Source organism: Hyphococcus luteus (genome assembly GCF_002943565.1).
GTDB lineage: Bacteria > Pseudomonadota > Alphaproteobacteria > Caulobacterales > Parvularculaceae > Hyphococcus > Hyphococcus luteus.
Map to the genome: position 1 here is coordinate 564,577 of NZ_PJCH01000005.1, position 17,566 is coordinate 582,142.

The following is a 17,566-nucleotide window of genomic DNA, read 5'->3' on the forward strand; positions in this document are numbered from 1 at the left end:
GTTTCACGTGGAACATTCGTTTCCGCCAGGAACTCCTCAGGGGTCATCCCGCCGCCTTCGCGTTCTTCTTCACCCAGGCCAGCAGCAGCGCCAGCGCCGCCGGGGTCACCCCTTCGATGCGCCCGGCCTGACCGAGGGTCGCGGGCCGGGCGTCGAGAAGCTTCGCCCGCACCTCATTGGACAGACCGGAGATCGCGCCATAGTCGAGATCGGCGGGAAGCCGCAAGCTTTCGTCCCTTTTGAAGGCGACGATGTCCGCCTCCTGCCGATGGAGATAACCGGCATAGAGCGCGTCGAAAGCCAATTGTTCCGCAACCGCATCGGGCATCTCGCCCAATTCCGGCCAGATCGCCGTCAGGGCCGCCAGATCGACTCCGGGCAGGGCCAGAAGATCGATCACCGAGCGCCGCCGGCCATCCTTGTTGAGCTTCAGCCCGTATTTTTCGGCCTCATTAGGGGTCAGCGTCGTCTCGCCCGCCCAGATCCGCGCCGCGTCGAGCGCCGATTGTTTCACGTGAAACATCTCGGCTCTACGCTCGCCCACAATCTCCGCCGCGATCCCGATGGGCGTCAGGCGCTGGTCGGCGTTGTCGGCGCGCAAGGTGAGGCGGTATTCCGCGCGGCTCGTGAACATGCGGTACGGTTCTGTGACTCCGTTGGTTACAAGATCATCGATCATCACGCCGATATAGGCTTGCGCCCGATCCAAGGTGAAGGGCTCGCCGCCAGTCGCCGACCGGGCGGCGTTGACCCCGGCTATCAGCCCCTGCGCCGCCGCTTCTTCATAGCCGGTGGTGCCGTTGATCTGGCCCGCCAGGAAAAGCCCGGGCAGGGCCCGCGTCTCCAGCGTCCGGGTCAGGGAGCGCGGGTCCACATAGTCATATTCGATGGCGTAGCCGTAGCGGACCACTTCGGCGCGCTCGAGGCCGGGGATGGTCTTCAGAAACGCCGCCTGGACGTCCTCCGGCAGCGAGGTCGAGATCCCGTTGGGGTATACCGTGGGGTCGTCGAGGCCTTCCGGCTCCAGGAAAATCTGGTGGCTGTCGCGCTCGGCGAAGCGCACCACCTTGTCCTCGATGGAGGGGCAATAGCGCGGGCCCCGGCCCGAGACGGCGCCCCCATAGACCGCGGATTTACTGAGGTTCGCCTCGATGATCTTGTGGGTCTCGGGGGTCGTATAGGTGATCCCGCAGGAGATTTGCGGCACCTCTATGCGCTCAGTCAGGAAAGAGAAGGGGACAGGGCTTTCGTCCGCCGGCTGCATCTCCAGCCGCTCCCAGTCGATGGTCCGCCCGTCGAGGCGCGCCGGGGTGCCGGTCTTCAGGCGACCCATTTTAAGCCCGAGCCCGTAGAGCCGGTCGGACAGGCCCACGGCCGGCGCCTCGACCCCACCGCCCCATTCCTTATTGGCGGCGCGGGCGTTGGCCCGGCCCGCCGGAATGCGCTTCTCGCCAATATGGATGACGCCCTTGAGGAAGGTCCCGGTGGTCAGCACCACCGCCTTTGCGCGGATTTCGGTCCCGTCGGCGGTTACAATTCCCGTGACGCACTCACCCCCTCCGTCCGCTTCGCGGACACCTCCCCCGTAAACGGGGGAGGAGGATTGCCCTTCTTCTCTTCCCCCGCTTGCGGGGGAAGTCCCGGCGAAGCCGGGGATGGGGGTTTGTGTTCCACGTGGAACATCTTCGACAATCAGGTCCTCCACCGCGGCCTCGAGAATATCGAGCCCCGGATAGCCGCTGAGGATCTCCTGCATGGTCTCGCGATAGAGCCTGCGGTCGGCCTGGGCGCGCGGGCCCCGCACCGCCGGGCCCTTGGAGCGGTTCAGCATGCGGAACTGGATGCCGGCCTTGTCGATGACCCGGCCCATGAGCCCGTCCAGGGCGTCGACCTCGCGCACCAGATGGCCCTTGCCGAGCCCGCCAATGGCCGGATTGCAGGACATCTCGCCGATCGTGTCGCGCCGGTGGGTGGCGAGGAGCGTGCGCGCGCCGGCGCGGGCCGCAGCGGCTGCAGCCTCGCATCCGGCGTGTCCGCCGCCGATCACGATGACATCGTAGTCTCTGGTCATAACTTCACTTTCGCGCGCCCATATAGGCGGGACGCTCGCGCTTGGAAACGGCTTTTGCCGTTTCGGGTGAGGGCGCCGGAATGTTTCACGTGGAACAGCCTAAAGCCTCCCCGGAAGGCGGGGATAGATTTTCATGTCACGAATTGTTGCGGTTTTACCGGGCCTCAGCCTGGAAGTTTACAAATGCGAAAGTAAACGCCGCGCCGCCCGTTTCGGGCATGGCGGCTGCAATACGCCCCCGGCTTGTGCGCAACAAACAGAGAAGGGGTGCGACATGGCTCAGTCAGGTACTTTGCGTTCAAGGGGGAAACCGCTTTTCGGAGAGGCTGTCGCGCCTTGCCCGGAAAAGACGCCGGATCTGGCCGCCGAGCTCAACCGGCGGCTGAGAGAGAAATACCGCAATTACGAGCGGGCCGCCCTGCGGCTGGAGCTCAGGGGGGATTACGACTCCGCCCAGGTCTTGCGCCGGGCGGCAGGCCGGGCGCGGCTCCTCAGGAACCGCCCGGCGAATGACCGGGGCATGGGTTAGCAGGCGGAGTTTGGGGCTGGCGCCTATTTCCCGATACAAAAACTCGAGAAAATCTCGCCGAGGACATCCTCCACGCCCACGGCGCCGGTGATCTTGCCGAGCGCCCGGGCGGCGAGGCGGGCGTCTTCCGCGGCGAGCTCCGGCGCCGTCTCGATATTGGCCTCGGCGCGGGAGAGAGCCCCGAGGGCTTCCTCCACCGCGGCGGCATGCCGGGCGCGGGTGAGGGCGGGGCCGTCGGACGCCCCTTCAGCGGCCTTCTGTGTCAGCGCATGAAGGAGCGCGGCCATACCTTCGCCGGTCTTCGCCGAGACGGCGAGCTCGGTGAAGGGCGATTGTTCTCTTTCAGGACGGGTTTCGGCCCCTTTTGCGATGTCGGCCTTGTTCCAGGCGATGATGTCGCCGGGTTTCAAGAGAGCCAATGTTTCACGTGAAACACTCATCGTTTCGCCCTCAAGAATTGTTTCACGTGGAACATCTTCCGAAGCGTCGAGAACGAGCACGCGAATATCCGCCGCCGCCGCTTTCTGGCGCGCGCGCTTTATGCCTTCCGCTTCAATGACATCCCCGGCCATACCGCGGAGCCCCGCGGTGTCGGCGACGCTCGCCGCCATGCCGGCGAGATCGAGCCGGGTCTCGACGACATCCCGCGTCGTCCCCGCGATGTCGGAGACGATGGCGACTTCCGAACCGGCGAGCGCATTCATCAGGGATGACTTGCCGGCGTTGGGCGGACCGATGATCGCGATCGAGACGCCCTCGCGGATCTTCCGTGCACGGACCGACTGGTTAAGAAACGCGGTTAACGAACTCTTAAGGTTTTTTATGGCGGGCCCGGCCCGGGTCGCGACGGCGGCGGGAACGTCCCCTTCGTCGGGAAAATCGATGTCCGCTTCGAGGGGCGCCAGGACGTCGAGGACCTGCTGGCGCCAGCCTTCCGCAGCCTCGGAAAGCCGCCCGTCGAGCTGACCCAAAGCCTGCATTCTTTGTAGGGTCGTTTCGGAATCGATAAGATCGGCGAGAGCCTCGACCTGGGCGAGATCGAGCTTGCCGTTCCGGAGCGCGCGGAGGGTGAATTCGCCGGCTTCGGCGGGCCGGGCGCCGAGCCGCGCGAGGGCTTCGTAAAGGGCCGTTTCGACTGCGCGGCTGCCATGGAGATGGAGCTCGGCGACGTCCTCGCCGGTGAAGCTCGCCGGTCCTTCGAAAAGTATAGCCAGACCGCGGTCGATCACGGCGCGGCTTTCCGGATCGCACACGCTCACCATATGCGCGGCGCGGTTATCAATCCGTTTACCAACTAACTGATTGAAAATCCCGAACGCGTCGGGACCCGACAGGCGAAACACGGCGACGCCGGCCTTCCCAGCGCCGGAGGCGCGGGCGAAAATCGTGTCGCTCCGCTCTGACATTCACTCTCCGATCATCCCCGCGCAGGCGGGGATCCAGTTAACCATCTCTGGGTCCCCGCTTTCGCGGGGACGAGCGGGAAATTTTTAGCACAAAGAACGCCTACTTCTTCGAGCCCATGCCCATCATCTGCTGGAACTGCTCGAAGCTCTTGCCGGACATGGTGAGCCATTGCGCCACCAGCTTTTCCGGATCGGCGAGGGTGTCCATGTTTTCCTTGGCCCGCTTGGTCATCTCATCGACGATCATCTTGTTCATGGGCTCGAGATCCGGCTGGCCGAAAAAGGCGCGGGCCTCCGCAGGCGTGCAGTCGATATTCACGGTGAGTTTCATGGGACCGCTCCTTTCGGCGTCTCAAAGGCCCGTAGCCAATAGCCTAATTGGTCCTTCGGGAACAGTCTCGCAAGTGCGGAATCGGCGTTATGGGGTTTCGGGGCAAGCGGCGCCGAGATAGCGCCCTTCCCCATCGAACATGGCGACGAAGTAGTTCGCCGACTGGCGCGCCGTCCGGCCATTTTCATCCCTGGGAAAGGTCTGGAATACGTCAATGAACGCCGCCTCTTCAAAAGGCCCGTAGCTCAGTCCGCGGCGAAGCAGAACCAGCTTCGCCGGACCCGTCACGCAAACCTGTCCCGTTCTGGTGTCCCGTACGGACTTCCCCGCCAGCATTTCGCATTCCGGGCGACCGAAATCGCCATCGAACTCGTCAGTACAGAAATCGACCGCCTCTTCACTGCGCCCGAAAGCGTGGACTTCCAAAAACATCCCCATTCGAAAAGCAAATTCATCGCTTTGCCGCCACGCCGGCGTGCTGTCGATGGTCTGGCTCAGCGCTTCATCCGCCCGGCCCAGTTCATAAAGCGCCTCATCGAGCTCGCGTTCCGCATAGGGAATCCGGTCGCGGTGATAGTCGATATTCTTGCGCGCTTTCTTGATCTGTTTTTCCGTGGCGTCCGGATCGCGCAGGCGTTTGCGCGCCCGGCGCAGCTGGTCGCGATGATAATCGAGCGATGAAACCGCGCTGTTATAGGCGTTTTCGGCCCGGTCCCGCGCGGCTTCCGCCCAATAGATGCGCTGGCCCTCAAGATAGCCGCTGAGGAAGGCCGGTTCGCGTTCGGCCCGGCAGACGCCGAGATAAGACTTGCCGGCGCGGGCATAGGCGTAACCGCCGCCTTCGGTGCACAACCGGCCGAGCGCCAGGTCGCGGCCTTGCGCGTAGGCCTCGTAATCGGCGGGCGCGCCATAGCCCTCGCAAAGCCCCGCCCGTTCATCGAAAGCGCGCAGGAGCCGGCCTTCGCCGCCGTCCTCGAGCCCCGCCCCGTACCAGTCGCCGGCGAGACATTCCTCTTCGCTCATCAGCTCCGTGGCGCAGCCGGACAGGAAAACCGCCGCCAGCAATGCTCCGAAGTAACGCTGCATGAAACGACCCCCTCCCTAATCCCCGAACACAGCCTCTTCTTTGAAACCGCCGCGGTCAACAACAAGCCGTGAGCCGCTTGTGGCCGCGCGCCCGACAGGATACGGGAGTCCCATGACAAAAGCGGTTTTCCTCGACGAGCATGGCGGGCCGGACGCTTTCGCCTTGCGCGACCAGACCCTCGCCGACCCGGGCCCCGGCGAAATCCGGGTGCGCCACAAGGCTGTCGGGCTCAATTTCATCGACATCTATCAGCGCAAAGGCCTTTATCCGGTCTCGCTCCCGGCGGTCCTCGGTCAGGAGGCTGCAGGCGTCGTCGAAGCGGTCGGCGAGGGCGTTTCGGACTTCGCACCGGGCGAGCGCGTCGCCTGTCTTTACGGCGTCGGCGGCTATGCGGAGGAAGGCAACGCCCCCGCCGCCCTTTCCGCGAAAATCCCTGACGGCGTATCCGACGATGCGGCGGCTGCACTCTTCCTCAAAGGCTTAACGGCGGAAATGCTGGTGCGCCAGCTCTATCCCTTGAAAGCCGGCAAAACCTGCCTCGTCCATGCGGCGGCGGGCGGCGTCGGCACCATCCTTTGCCAATGGGCGAAACATATCGGCGCGCGCGTCATCGCCGTCGTCGGATCGCCGGAAAAGGAAGCGATCGCGCGCGAAAACGGCGCCGACGAGGTTGTTATCCGTACACAGACGGAAAGCATTGCGGCGGAGGTGCGCAGGCTCACCGGCGGCGAAGGCGTCGAGGTGGTTTACGACTCTATCGGCGAAGCGACTTTCGAAGCCTCCCTCGACAGCCTCGCCCTGCGCGGGCACATGGTGACCTACGGCAACGCGTCGGGCCCGCCGCCGGCGGTGACGCCGCTCGAACTCATGCGCCGCGGCTCGCTCACCCTCACCCGGCCTTCGCTCTTTCATTACGCAACGCCCGAGCGGCTCCCCGCCATGGCCGCCGCGCTGTTCGAGATGGTCGCCAGCGGCGCGGTGAAGCCGAAGATCGCCCATCGCCTGGCCCTGTCCGACATCGCCGACGCCCACCGCCTTTTAGAGAGCGGCAAAACCGCCGGCGCGATCATCCTGACGCCGTAAATTTTGAGTATTTTCATATGGTTAGATGGTTAACCGCCGTTAGTTTTCTGGCACTCGCCGCTTGCGGTGACTCTGTAACCGACACGGAGTCGCAAAGCGCCGGCGGCTGGTCCATCGCGCCGGAGGGGGGCCTCAACGCCTTTTTCGAATGCCTCGAGGCGTCCGACGCCGCCCTCGTTTCAGCCCACCGCGGCGGGGCCTATCCCGGCTATCCGGAAAACGCGCTTGAAACCATGCAGGCGCTGATGGCGGACGTTCCCGCGATTATGGAGATCGACGTCGCGACTTCCGCCGACGGCGTTCTTTATCTCAATCACGACGACACGCTCGAGCGCACCACTACCGGCGAAGGCGCGAGCGACGCCCTTTCATGGAGCGAGATCAAAGAGCTTCGGCTCGAAGACAATGACGGAAAGCTGACGCCCTTCGCCCCGACGCGTTTCCGGGAGGCGCTGAGATGGGCCGGCGGGCGCACCATCCTGCAGATCGATTTCAAAAGGACCACGCGCTATGAAGACGTGGCCGCGGAAGTCAACCGTCAGCAGGCGGAAGACCGCGTCATCCTGATCGCCTATTCCACAGGCGCAGCGCGCAAGCTCCACAGGCTGCTGCCGGACGCGATGATCTCGCTTTCCCTCGACACCCAGTCGGCGCTGAACGCCGCCGTCGCCGCCGGCGTGCCCGACGACCGGATCATCGGCTTCACTGGCGTCGAGGATCCGCGCCCGCGTCTCTTTTCCATTCTGAACGGCCGCGACGTCGAGGTGATTTTCGGCACTTTGGGGGACGCCGATTCCATCGACAACGACATCGCCCGCTCCGGCTATGAAGCGCTTTACGCCGACATCGCCGCGCAAGGCGCCGACATCATCGCCACCGACCGGCCCCGCGCCGCCTTCGCCGCCCTTGAAGAGGCCGGCCGCGCCGTCGAGCCCGGGGAATGCGGGATCACGAAAGGAGTTTCCTCTTGAATATCAGATATTTGATGGGGCTTTCCCTGCTCTCGCTCGCCGCCTGCGGGGGACCCGCGGACGACACGGCGCCCGCCAAACAGGCGGCAGACGCCCCGTCCGCGTCGGAGGCGCCAGCGCAAGCCATAACCGCGCCCGCCGGCGAATACCGCCTCGACAAGAGCCATGCGAACCTCGTCTTCCGGGTCGATCATCTCGGGTTTTCCCATTACACGGGGATTTTCGCCGACTACGACGCAACGCTTCAATTCGACCCGGCTGCGCCCGAAAACATGAGCGTCGAGGCGGTGATCATGGCGCCCTCCCTGACGGTCCCGGCTCCGCCCGAAGGCTTTCATGCAACGCTTCTGGGCCCCGACTGGTTTGATGCCGACGAGTATCCGCAGATCACCTTCCGCTCCACAAAGGTGACGCAGACGGGTCCGCGCAAAGCGACGGTCGAGGGCGAGCTCACCATGCTCGGCGTCACGGCGCCGGTTTCCATGGAGGCGGAATTCATCGGCGGCTATGCCGGCTATCCGCCCTATGACCCTAATGCGCGGATCGGATTTTCTGCACACGGAATATTAAGCCGCTCCGATTTCGGCTTTACCCAGGGCCTGCCGCCCGAAGGCTCGACCATGGGCGTCGGCGACGCGGTTTCTTTTCAGATCGACGCCGAATTCACCGGTCCGCCGACTCCGGCGGAAGGCGAATAGATAATCATTTCAATAGCTTGTGCCATATGTCGCCGACAAGCGGTTTGAAAGGCGCGCCTCTATCTAGAGGCCGCCGGCGGCCTTTCCCGCCCGCTACCCCGCCGCGTCGAGGACGATGCGAAGCCGGGTCAGCTCTTTCAGGATCTTGTCCCAGTCGGCGCCGGGCGTTCCCTCTTTGAGATAGGCAAGCCCCGGCTCGATTGTCTTCACCGCCTTGTCTCGAATGGCGCGGCCGGCGCGCGTCACCTTCACATGCTTGACGCGCCGGTCCTTCGTATCCGGAACGAATTCCACATAGCCCTTTTCGTGAAGCCGTTTCACCGTCGACGACATGGTCGGCTGGGCGACCTGCATCGCGCCGGCGATTTCGCCGATGGTCTGTTGCGCCTTCAAGCGCAGGAGATGATTCAAGACGCCGAACTGCGCTGTCGTAAGCCCGCCGGGCATGCGCCGCTCGAATTCGCGGTCGGCAAGATTGGCGATGATCGAGATTTCGGTCATCACCTTGAACAGCGCGGGATCGCCGGGAAGCCCGGCATCGGCTTTGTCTGCATATTTAGGCATCGGCGTTGACCAGCCTCGTTTCAAGCGGCCATCGCGGCGCGGGCGGCTCGTCCTTCCCATAGCCGAAACGGAAAAGCCCTTGCATCCGCGCGGGCGCGCGAAGCCCGGCAAAGTCATGAATTTCCTCAAGAATTTCCGCCATTTCGGGATATTCCTCGAGCGCCTGACTGAAAGGCTGCATGGAAAGACCCATGCCCGCCGCCGCCTGCTGCAGGCGCACCCAGCCCGCGCCGGACCGTAATTGATCCTTACGGGAATTATTTTCCGTCGTCAGCCAGCCGAAGGCCATCGCGGTGTCGATGTTCTTTTCATAGAATTTGATCGTCTCGGCGAACGCTGTCGAGTCCGGGTCGTCCATGGCGTCCTGCGTCAGAACGCCGAACGCGCCCATGGCCTCCATGACGGGACCGGAAAGAGAAATGCCGTCGGGATGCGCATTGATCTGTTTTTCGCCGATCCGCGTATAGCTGGCGGACTCATGGCGCGGGCCCGGCGTCGTCATTTCCGTTCGCCAGGCCTTGCGGCAGATTTCTTTCAGCATTTCGAGATTGGCGTCGTCATTGGCCCATTCGAACTCGCCGTCTTCGGCGCGCAAGACGCTGTCGAGCGCGTTCAGGGTTTCCGCGCTCACGGGCCGCGACTGATCGAAAGGCGAGCGCGCGGTGCGGCGCTTCAAAAGCGCTGCAAACAAAGGGTCTTTGTCTCTTTCGCCGGTCTTCACAAAGCGCACGGACGCGATCGGGCGCTTGTCGAGAACCGGAAAAGCTTCGCCTTCGGGAAAGGCGTCCGTCTCGAGCGCGTAGCCCATCTCCGCCGCCGCCTGACGCAACAGCTCCAGAAACGCGCCGAGGCCGATAACCGTCTGCCGGTCCAGCGGGTCGGTCTCAGGCAGGCGGCGCTCAAGATCGCAGAAAAGCGTCAGCCCGTCATCGCCGTCAAGCCGGATCAACCAGGGCTGGAGATTGTGCGGGCTCGGCGCCAGCACCGCATAGGAAAGCGCGTCGAGACGCGGATCGTCGTAACCTTCGCCCGCCTCGAACCAGGGCTTGCGCGCCGGGCCGAGATTGGAATGCAGCCGAAACGCAGCGGCGCCGATCAGCGCAACGCCTGCGCCGCCGGTGATCAGCATGACCCGTCTTGAAACCATGAGACTCTCTTTCCAGCGCTGTCTGTGTCCTTTATTATATAGATACCTATCTAATAGATGTCTATGTAATTTCTATGGGAGGCGAAACGGGCCGGTTTTAAAAGGAAAATCAGGGCTGTAGGGCGCTCGCCCGGGTCCAGGCCTCGCGCGCCCGAAGCCGGTCGAAATAGGCCGACACGCGCTCGCCCATAAACTTGCCGTTGCGCGAAACCTTCAGCAGAAAAAGCACATAGCCGACGGAAATGTCGGCGAGAGAAAAATCTTCGAGAAGATAATCGCGGTCATCGAGACTGTTTTCGAGAAAGGCGAGGCAATTCTGCATTTCACCAGTCGCCCATTGCAGCATGGATGTGATGCGGTGTTCTTCCGGCAACAGGAAGGAGTGTCCGAGGAGTTGGTTCACATAGCCGCCCATGCCCGCTTCGCCGAACTGCATCCATTGCAGATAGTCCCCATACTCTTCTTGGGACGCATTTCGCGACAAGGCGCCGCCTGCATATTTGTTGGCGAGATATTCGATAATGGCGACGGATTCGATCATGCGCTTGCCGTAGTCGAAAAAGACCGGCGTCTTGCCGAGCGGATTGAGCGCCAGATAGTCCGGTTCTTTCAGTTTCGCCCGGTCGAAGGGCCGGGTTTCGATCTCCGCATCGAGATCCAGCTCAAAGATCGCCCAGGCGACCCTTAACGACCGCGTCATGGGAAAATGAATGAGCTTCAAAGCCATCGTCGCCTCCATATGATCGAGGCGACAGTAAAGGCTGGAAAGCCGCGGCCGGGCAAATCATTTACGCAGCAAAAAACGCCGAGCGGTCTTGCCGCCCGGCGCTTTCCCAAGGTCAAATTCGACCCCGGAGGGCCTACATTTTTTCGACTTCGCGCTTGAAGCCGCGGCTGACGCCTTTTTTACGCGCGATCGTGTCCCAGCACTTTTCAAAACGGCTATTCGCCGTGACCGCCTCATTGAGGCTTTCCGCAGCCTCGTCGATGGCCGCGGCGTTTCCGCTTTCCAGCGCGTCGCCGAGCGCCTCGTAACGCGAGATCAGGATGTCGATCCGGCGGTTGTCGTTGCGGCCGAACTCTCCGCACTCGTCCGTGCGGTTGGCCGTAATGCGCCGCCAGTCAGCATCCGCGCTGTCAAACGCGCCGGGCACATAAGAGTCCTTAAGGCTCGCCGCATCGGCGAGGGCGTGGCCGCTGAGAAGCATCGCGCCGGCGAAGGCGAAAAGGGCTGTTTTTTTCATCGGGGGTTCCTCCTGGGTTCAAACAAAAGCGCAACAATCCATCGCCGTCTCGTGCGCGGGGTTTTCGCACGAAGCACCGTATACAGATGAATTGCATGATGAAGCTAGAAAGCCGGGCGCGCCGCCGCAACAGCCTTTCGGCGAAGCGAAGCCTCCCTGCGCCAGAACCCATTTAAACGCGACGAACCGAAAACGCAGCGGCGCTGTTTTCCGTCCCCAGGCGCAACGCATGCGGACCCGTCATGATATTTGTAAGACCGTCGCCGCGGAATGTTTCGCGTCGCAACAATGAAGACCGAAAGCCGCCCATGCGGTGAAACGAGAGCTCAATGCGGCGAAACGAAAAAGCCACGGCGCTAAAAACCGCCTATGCTTCTCCGCAACAGCACGAAAAGGGGCGAGACATGATCGGTCTTACAGTGAACGGCGAGAGACGGCGCTATGACGGCGATCCGGATATGCCGCTTTTGTGGTATCTGCGCGACTCGCTTGACCTTAAAGGCGCCAAATTCGGCTGCGGCGCGGCGCTCTGCGGCGCCTGCACGGTGCATGTGAACGGGTCGGCCATGCGCTCCTGCGTTGCGCCCATGGCCTCGCTTGACGGCGCGGAGATCACCACCATCGAAGCGGTGAGCAAAAGCAAGGATGGGGGCGAGACCCTGCATCCCGTGCAGCAAGTCTGGCTCGACGAAGACGTCGCCCAATGCGGCTACTGCCAGACCGGCCAGATCATGGCGGTGATCGACCTTCTCTCGCGCATCCCCGAGCCGACAGATGAAGACATCGACGCCAATCTCACCAATATCTGCCGTTGCGGCACCTATTACCGGTTGAGAAAAGCCGTGCATCGCGCCGCTGCGGCCCTGAAAGAGGAGCGCGCCTCATGAACGCTCCGCTCACCGCCACCCGCCGGGATCTTTTGCGCTACGCCGCCGCCGGCGGCGCCCTCGTCGTCGCCGCGCCGCTCGCCTCCTGCGCGCGGCCGTCATCCACAGAAGAAACAGAAAGCGAAACCGGACCGTTTAAAGGAACCGTCGGGCCTTTCGTAATCATCAATCCCGACGACAGCGTCGTCATCGCTTTTCCCAATCCGGAAATGGGTCAGGGCGTCGACACCTCGCTCCCCATGCTCGTCGCCGAAGAGCTCGAAGCCGATTTCGACAAGGTCGAAACCGTGCAGATGCCGCTTGAACTGAAGGTTGCGGAAGACGGCGAAGGCTTCGCCTGGAAATATGTGGGCCAGGGCTCGGGCGGCAGCTATTCCATCGTCGGCCATTGGGAGGCCCTGCGCCAGGCCGGCGCGCTCGCGCGCCATCTTCTCCTCGCCGCCGCGGCCGAACGCTGGAGCGTTCCCGTTGCAGAGCTTGCCGCGAAGAAAGGCGTCGTCAGCCATGCGGCGTCCGGACAAAGCGCGCGCTATGGCGAGCTCGCCGAAGCGGCCGCAAACATCACCCCGCCACAGGACCCGCCGGCGCTGAAAGGGGCGAAAGACTTCACGCTGATCGGCACGGCGCAGAAGATGAAGAACGCCCGCGCCATCGTCACCGGCAAGGCGGTCTACGGCATCGACGCGCAAATGCGCGGCATGGTCCATGCGGTGATGGCGCGCTGCCCCTATTTCGACGGGACCGCGATCTCCGTCGACGACAGCGCCGCGCGCGCCGTTCCCGGCGTCATCGATGTCGTGAAAGTGCGCCGCCCGGCGCTTGACGGGCCTTACGACGTTCAGGCCGAAGGCTACGCCGTCGTCGCTGAAAATCTCTGGGCGGCGATGAAAGGCCGGCGCGCCTTGAAGATCGAATGGGATCATGGTCCTTATGCGGATGAATCGTCCGACAGCTTCAGGGCCCATTGTTCCGAGTTGCTTGAAGGCGAAGGGCAGATCGTGCGCGACGACGGCGATTTCGACGCCGCCATGGCGAACGCCGCCTCGGTTCACGAGGCGCGCTATTGGGAGCCCTATGTCAGCCATTCCCCGCTGGAGCCGCAAAACTGTCTGGCGCATGTGCGCGAGGACGGCGTCGACATCATTGCGCCCACGCAAATGCCCGGCGGCGCCAACCGCATCGTCGCCAATGTTTTAGGCCGCGAGGACCGGCTCAACATCAAGGTCCAGCCGACGCGGCTCGGCGGCGGCTTCGGGCGGCGGCTCTCCAACGATTATGTGGCTGAGGCCGCGCTCGTCAGCCAGGCTGTCGCGAAGCCGGTGAAGCTCTTCTGGACCCGCGACGACGATCTCCAGCATGACTTCTATCGCCCGGCGGGCATGCATCATCTGAAAGCGGCCTTCGACGCCGACGGCAATCTCGTCGCCTGGACCCACCGCCTTGCGAGCGCGTCGAAATATTACCGTCGTCCCAATCTTCCGGAGACGGATTATTGGCAGGCCGAACTCTATCCGGACGATTTTCCGGCCCATCTCGTCGAGAATTACCGGCTTGAATATTTCTCCGCGAAGTCGGGCGCGCCGCGCGGCTCCTGGCGGGCGCCGGCGCATACGGCAAATGCTTTCGTGGTGCAGAGCTTCCTCGATGAAATCGCCGAGAGCCGCGGCGAAAACCCGCTCGATTTGCGCTTGCGGCTTCTCGGCGCGCCGCGCGAACTTCCCTATGACGGCCATGGCGGGCCGGTCTTCAATCCGGGCCGTCTCGCCGCGGTTTTAAAACTCGCGGCGGAAAAGGGCGGCTATGGAGAAGCCATGGGCCCGGGCCGGGGCCGCGGGATTTCCGGCCATTTCACCTTCGGCGGTTATGTGGCCGAGGTCGTTGATGTGGACGTCGACGAGAATGGAAATTTGCGCGTCCCGCGCGTCGTCGCAGCGGTCGATATCGGCACGGTGGTGAACCCCAACGGCGTCGCCGCCCAGCTTGAATCCGGCGTCAATGACGGGCTGTCGACGGCGCTGCGCCTAGCGATCAATGTCGAGGGCGGACGCGTCACCAACGAGAATTTCGACAGCTATCGGCTGATGCGCATGGCCGACGCGCCGCCGGTCGTCGAAACCCACATCATCGACAATGGCGATGCGCCGTCCGGCATGGGCGAAATGGGCCTGCCGCCGCTGGCCCCGGCCCTGGCCGAAGCGATCTTCCAGGCGACGGGCAAGCGCATCCGCGCGCTTCCCATCGCCGATCAGTTGAAAGCCTAGTCGCCGGCGCTCTCTTCCCCGGCGTCGTCCATGTCGGTTTCCATGGGCTCCTGAGAAACGGCGTCTTCGTCTTCCATTGCTTCGCCGGACGTTTCTTCCATGGCGTCCGCTTCGGCCGCGCTTTCGTCGTCATTCGCACCTTCATCGATCACAATGAAATCGCCAGCTTTCTTGTCCGCTTCTTCGGCTTCTTTTTCCGCGCGTTTTTTATCTTCTTCGCTGAGGACGATCCGTGACTCCTTGTCGGACTCGAGCGGCTCCAGTTCTGCGATCAGCGGGTTGGGGCGAAGATCGAGATTGGCGCCCGTGCCGGCGTCCACGCCGATGCCGATAAGCCCGCCGGCGAGAACATTGCCGGCGCCGGAGGCGACCCCACCGCCGGTCACCCTGGGCTGCAGCACGCCGGTTACCGGCTTATAGCCATCCAGCGCAAACTCAGCATTCCATTCGCGCTTTCTTTTCAGTTCAAGCTCGCATGGCGTGACGCAGTCAAACGGCCCAAGCTTGTCGGCGCTGATGGACTCGACCGTGACGGTCGCGCCGTCAGGCGTGCTTTCAAATTTTGCGTTGTCCTTCGTGCCGCGGATCACGGTTGCGCAACCCGACGCACACAGCGCGGCGGCTGCGATCAAGATTATTTTTTGCATGGGACCCCTTTTTTCCCTCTCCACTTGAAGAGACTAACTGAAGGCTAGAAAAAAGATAGAAAATTATTGCACTGATATTTCAGCCGCTTGTGTATTGCACCGGCAATGTCCGGCGCATGCGGCCTTGCTGTCATGAACCCGCATATCCCGCGCTCGCCTTGTCCGGCCTCCCTTGCGCCCGAACATCCATATGCGCTGGCGACCCGCCGCGCGCTTGGCTCGCAAACCAGCTTCGCCTCAACGGCATGGAGTCATTCAGTTTTTCTCGGCATGGGATCAGGAAATGAATTGCGAATAATTCTCATTTGCCATTGACTCTGGCCGACCCCGCCTCCAAAAACTGCGAATTGTTCGCATTTGCAGTAATCAGGAACGGGGATTTGGGCGATGAAAGACGATAGTGAGCAACAGAGCGCGCACGGCAAGAATGCGGCGTTTTACGGCACCGCAATGGCGCTGTTCGCCGCGGCCGGGGCGGCCCAGCAGCCGGCCCAGGCGCAGGAAACCGCGCTCGCTTATGCCAATGTCAGCGACGAGATTTTCGTCGAGGGCAAGAACGGATCCTACAAGCTCGAAACCGACTCCCCGAAATACACGGCCGATCTTGTCGACACCCCGCGCGCCATTTCCGTTATCGGCGAGGACATCATGCGCGACCTTGCTGCCACGTCGCTCACTGACGCGCTGCGCACCGTGCCGGGCATCACCATGGCCATGGGCGAAGGCGGCCAGCCTTTCGCCGACCGGCCTTTTATCCGCGGCAGCGAGTCGACCTCCGGCCTCCTCGTCGACGGGTTGCGCGATTCCAGCGCCCAGTCCCGCGACGTCTATAATCTCGAACAGATCGAAGTCGCCAAGGGCCCTAACGGCGCGTTCGCCGGCCGCGGCGCGCCGGGCGGTTCGATTAATCTGGTCACCAAGAAAGCCAAGGACGAAACCGGCGTCAGCGGTCTCGTGCGCGCCGGCAACGCCAAGCAAAAGCGCGGCGAAATCGACCTCAATGTCGCCGCAACGGAGAATTTCGCGCTGCGCCTCAACGCCATGTGGCAGAATTCCGAAGTTCCCGGCCGCGACGCCGTTTTTGACGACCGCTGGGGGATCGCGCCTTCCGTCACATGGGGCTTTAACGGTCCGACGCGGGTCACGGCGAGCTATGAGCATTACGAAGGCGACGGGCTGATCGATTACGGCCACCCCCTCGATCCCGTCACGGGCGAGCCCATCGCCGACATCGATCCCGATAATTTCTACGGGCTTGTGGCGCGCGACTTCAACCGGACCGAACTTGACGCCGGCCTTTTGACGATCTCTCATGACTTGAACGACAACGTCACCATACGGAACATCACCCGCTATGCGGAATCGTCGACGGACTACATCGCCTCGAACCCGGACGACAGCCAGGGCAATGTCGTCAACGGCCTCGTCGTGCGCAATGTGAAAAGCAACAACTCGAACAACGAAACCATCGTCAGCCAGACCGACCTGACGGCGCGCTTTAAAACCGGCGGTCTGGAACACTCCATCGCAAGCGGCTTCGAGATTGCAAACGAAGAAACCGTGCGCGCCACTTACGAGGTGGAGCAGGTTGACGCGAATGGCGACCCGATCCCGCGCGGCGGCTGCGATCTCGTGGGCGCGGGCGCGCCGAGCGGCTATAATTGCACCGGTCTTTACAACCCCGACCCTTACGATCCCTGGACAGGCGCAATTTCCTTACGCGAACCGACGACCACCGAAGTCGACACGCTCGGCGCCTATATTTTCGACACTGTCACGGTGACGCAGAAGCTTCTCATCAATTTCGGCCTGCGCTGGGACAAGTTCGACACCGAGACCTCTTCCGGCCTCTCCAACAAGGACGACTTCCTGACCTATCAGGCCGGCGTCGTTTACAAGCCGACCGAAAATTCGAGCCTTTACGCCTCCTACGGAACATCCACGAGCCCGTCGGGCGTCACCGCCGGGGACGGCGGCGAGAACATCAACACGCGCAACGAAGATCTCGAACCGGAAAAGGGCCGCAACTACGAACTCGGCGCCAAGGTGGAGCTTTTCGGCGAGCGGCTGGCGCTGAACGCCGCGCTTTTCCGCACCGAAATCGTCGACGATCATGTGGCGACCGCCGCCGGGCGCGGCGCCCCGCAGGAAGCGATCGGCGAGACGCGGGTGCAAGGCTTTGAGCTGAGCGCGGCCGGCCATATCCTTCCCAACTGGAGCATCTTCGGCGGCTACAGCTATCTCGACAGCGAGATCATCGACGCCGGTCCGGTCAACACCGATACGGTCGGCAACAAACTGCCGAACACGCCCGAACACAGTTTCAGCATGTGGACGACCTATAAACCGGTTGACCGGCTCTCTCTCGGCGGCGGCGTCAATTACGCTTCCGAACGCTTCGGCGACACCGGCAACACCAAACGCGTCGACGGCTATGTGCGCCTCGATGCGGCGGCGACTTATGTCCTGACCGATAACATCGCGCTTCAGCTCAATGTCCAGAACCTGACGGATAAACGCTATTACGAGCGCGTTTACGTCACGCACATGGCGACCGTCGCGCCGGGCCGCTCGATCACCGGCACAGTGCGTTTCAATTTCTAGCCCTCCCTGCTAGTCTTGCGGCTTTCTGCTCTCATG

The 17,566-nt window shown here is 62.9% G+C and carries 16 protein-coding genes; 7 read left to right on the forward strand and 9 right to left on the reverse strand.

Annotation, left to right across the window (positions count from 1 at the left end; all coding sequences use genetic code 11):
* Positions 1 to 43: 43 nt before the first annotated feature.
* Positions 44 to 2,071 (reverse strand): tRNA uridine-5-carboxymethylaminomethyl(34) synthesis enzyme MnmG, encoded by a 2,028-nt coding sequence (mnmG, locus tag CW354_RS07695; protein WP_207764715.1) that lies wholly within the window; start codon positions 2,069 to 2,071, stop codon positions 44 to 46.
* Between the two features lie 274 nt (positions 2,072 to 2,345).
* On the opposite strand from mnmG, the gene CW354_RS07700 reads away from it, so the two are divergent.
* Entirely contained in the window at positions 2,346 to 2,600 is a 255-nt protein-coding gene (locus CW354_RS07700) for a hypothetical protein (protein ID WP_104829431.1), read from the forward strand.
* 23 nt (positions 2,601 to 2,623) lie between these two features.
* On the opposite strand, the gene mnmE is transcribed toward CW354_RS07700, so the two are convergent.
* The 3 genes from mnmE to CW354_RS07715 form a co-directional block, all read right to left on the reverse strand.
* A complete protein-coding gene (gene mnmE / locus CW354_RS07705; protein WP_104829432.1) occupies positions 2,624 to 4,006 on the reverse strand; it encodes a tRNA uridine-5-carboxymethylaminomethyl(34) synthesis GTPase MnmE in 1,383 nt (460 codons plus the stop codon).
* 100 nt (positions 4,007 to 4,106) lie between these two features.
* Positions 4,107 to 4,337, reverse strand: coding sequence for a DUF6489 family protein (locus tag CW354_RS07710; protein WP_104829433.1), 231 nt, complete (start codon positions 4,335 to 4,337; stop codon positions 4,107 to 4,109).
* Positions 4,338 to 4,424: 87 nt separating this feature from the next.
* Positions 4,425 to 5,423 (reverse strand): DUF2799 domain-containing protein, encoded by a 999-nt coding sequence (locus CW354_RS07715; RefSeq protein ID WP_104829434.1) that lies wholly within the window; start codon positions 5,421 to 5,423, stop codon positions 4,425 to 4,427.
* A 112-nt stretch (positions 5,424 to 5,535) separates the two neighbouring features.
* Between CW354_RS07715 and CW354_RS07720 the strand changes: the two genes are divergently transcribed.
* From CW354_RS07720 to CW354_RS07730, 3 genes are read left to right on the forward strand one after another with little or no spacing between them, the layout of a single operon-like run.
* The gene (locus CW354_RS07720; protein WP_104829435.1) at positions 5,536 to 6,507 is read left to right on the forward strand and encodes a quinone oxidoreductase family protein; all 972 of its coding nucleotides are present in this window, start codon (positions 5,536 to 5,538) and stop codon (positions 6,505 to 6,507) included.
* A 17-nt stretch (positions 6,508 to 6,524) separates the two neighbouring features.
* Positions 6,525 to 7,478, forward strand: coding sequence for a glycerophosphodiester phosphodiesterase family protein (locus CW354_RS07725; RefSeq protein ID WP_104829436.1), 954 nt, complete (start codon positions 6,525 to 6,527; stop codon positions 7,476 to 7,478).
* Positions 7,475 to 8,176: a YceI family protein gene (locus CW354_RS07730; RefSeq protein ID WP_207764716.1), complete on the forward strand. Its 702-nt coding sequence runs from the start codon at positions 7,475 to 7,477 to the stop codon at positions 8,174 to 8,176. The genes CW354_RS07725 and CW354_RS07730 overlap by 4 nt, the downstream gene beginning before the upstream one ends.
* A 93-nt stretch (positions 8,177 to 8,269) precedes the next feature.
* Here the strand turns inward: CW354_RS07730 and CW354_RS07735 are convergent, their stop codons facing one another.
* The 4 genes from CW354_RS07735 to CW354_RS07745 form a co-directional block, all read right to left on the reverse strand.
* Complete coding sequence (locus tag CW354_RS07735) at positions 8,270 to 8,740, reverse strand: MarR family winged helix-turn-helix transcriptional regulator (RefSeq protein ID WP_165793579.1); 471 nt, start codon at positions 8,738 to 8,740, stop codon at positions 8,270 to 8,272.
* A complete protein-coding gene (locus tag CW354_RS23340; protein ID WP_165793580.1) occupies positions 8,733 to 9,887 on the reverse strand; it encodes an Acg family FMN-binding oxidoreductase in 1,155 nt (384 codons plus the stop codon). Before CW354_RS23340 ends, CW354_RS07735 begins: the two co-directional genes overlap by 8 nt.
* A 109-nt stretch (positions 9,888 to 9,996) precedes the next feature.
* The gene (locus CW354_RS07740; protein WP_165793581.1) at positions 9,997 to 10,614 is read right to left on the reverse strand and encodes a glutathione S-transferase family protein; all 618 of its coding nucleotides are present in this window, start codon (positions 10,612 to 10,614) and stop codon (positions 9,997 to 9,999) included.
* 133 nt (positions 10,615 to 10,747) lie between these two features.
* Complete coding sequence (locus CW354_RS07745) at positions 10,748 to 11,131, reverse strand: hypothetical protein (RefSeq protein ID WP_104829439.1); 384 nt, start codon at positions 11,129 to 11,131, stop codon at positions 10,748 to 10,750.
* 404 nt (positions 11,132 to 11,535) lie between these two features.
* On the opposite strand from CW354_RS07745, the gene CW354_RS07750 reads away from it, so the two are divergent.
* Together CW354_RS07750 and CW354_RS07755 are read left to right on the forward strand one after the other, a co-directional pair.
* Complete coding sequence (locus tag CW354_RS07750; protein WP_104830054.1) at positions 11,536 to 12,018, forward strand: (2Fe-2S)-binding protein; 483 nt, start codon at positions 11,536 to 11,538, stop codon at positions 12,016 to 12,018.
* Positions 12,015 to 14,279: a xanthine dehydrogenase family protein molybdopterin-binding subunit gene (locus CW354_RS07755; RefSeq protein ID WP_104829440.1), complete on the forward strand. Its 2,265-nt coding sequence runs from the start codon at positions 12,015 to 12,017 to the stop codon at positions 14,277 to 14,279. The genes CW354_RS07750 and CW354_RS07755 overlap by 4 nt, the downstream gene beginning before the upstream one ends.
* Here the strand turns inward: CW354_RS07755 and CW354_RS23650 are convergent.
* Positions 14,276 to 14,926: a hypothetical protein gene (locus CW354_RS23650; RefSeq protein ID WP_207764717.1), complete on the reverse strand. Its 651-nt coding sequence runs from the start codon at positions 14,924 to 14,926 to the stop codon at positions 14,276 to 14,278. The two genes, CW354_RS07755 and CW354_RS23650, sit on opposite strands and share 4 nt — an antisense overlap.
* Positions 14,927 to 15,313: 387 nt before the next feature.
* Between CW354_RS23650 and CW354_RS07765 the strand changes: the two genes are divergently transcribed.
* A complete protein-coding gene (locus CW354_RS07765) occupies positions 15,314 to 17,530 on the forward strand; it encodes a TonB-dependent receptor (protein ID WP_104829441.1) in 2,217 nt (738 codons plus the stop codon).
* Positions 17,531 to 17,566 lie beyond the last annotated feature (36 nt).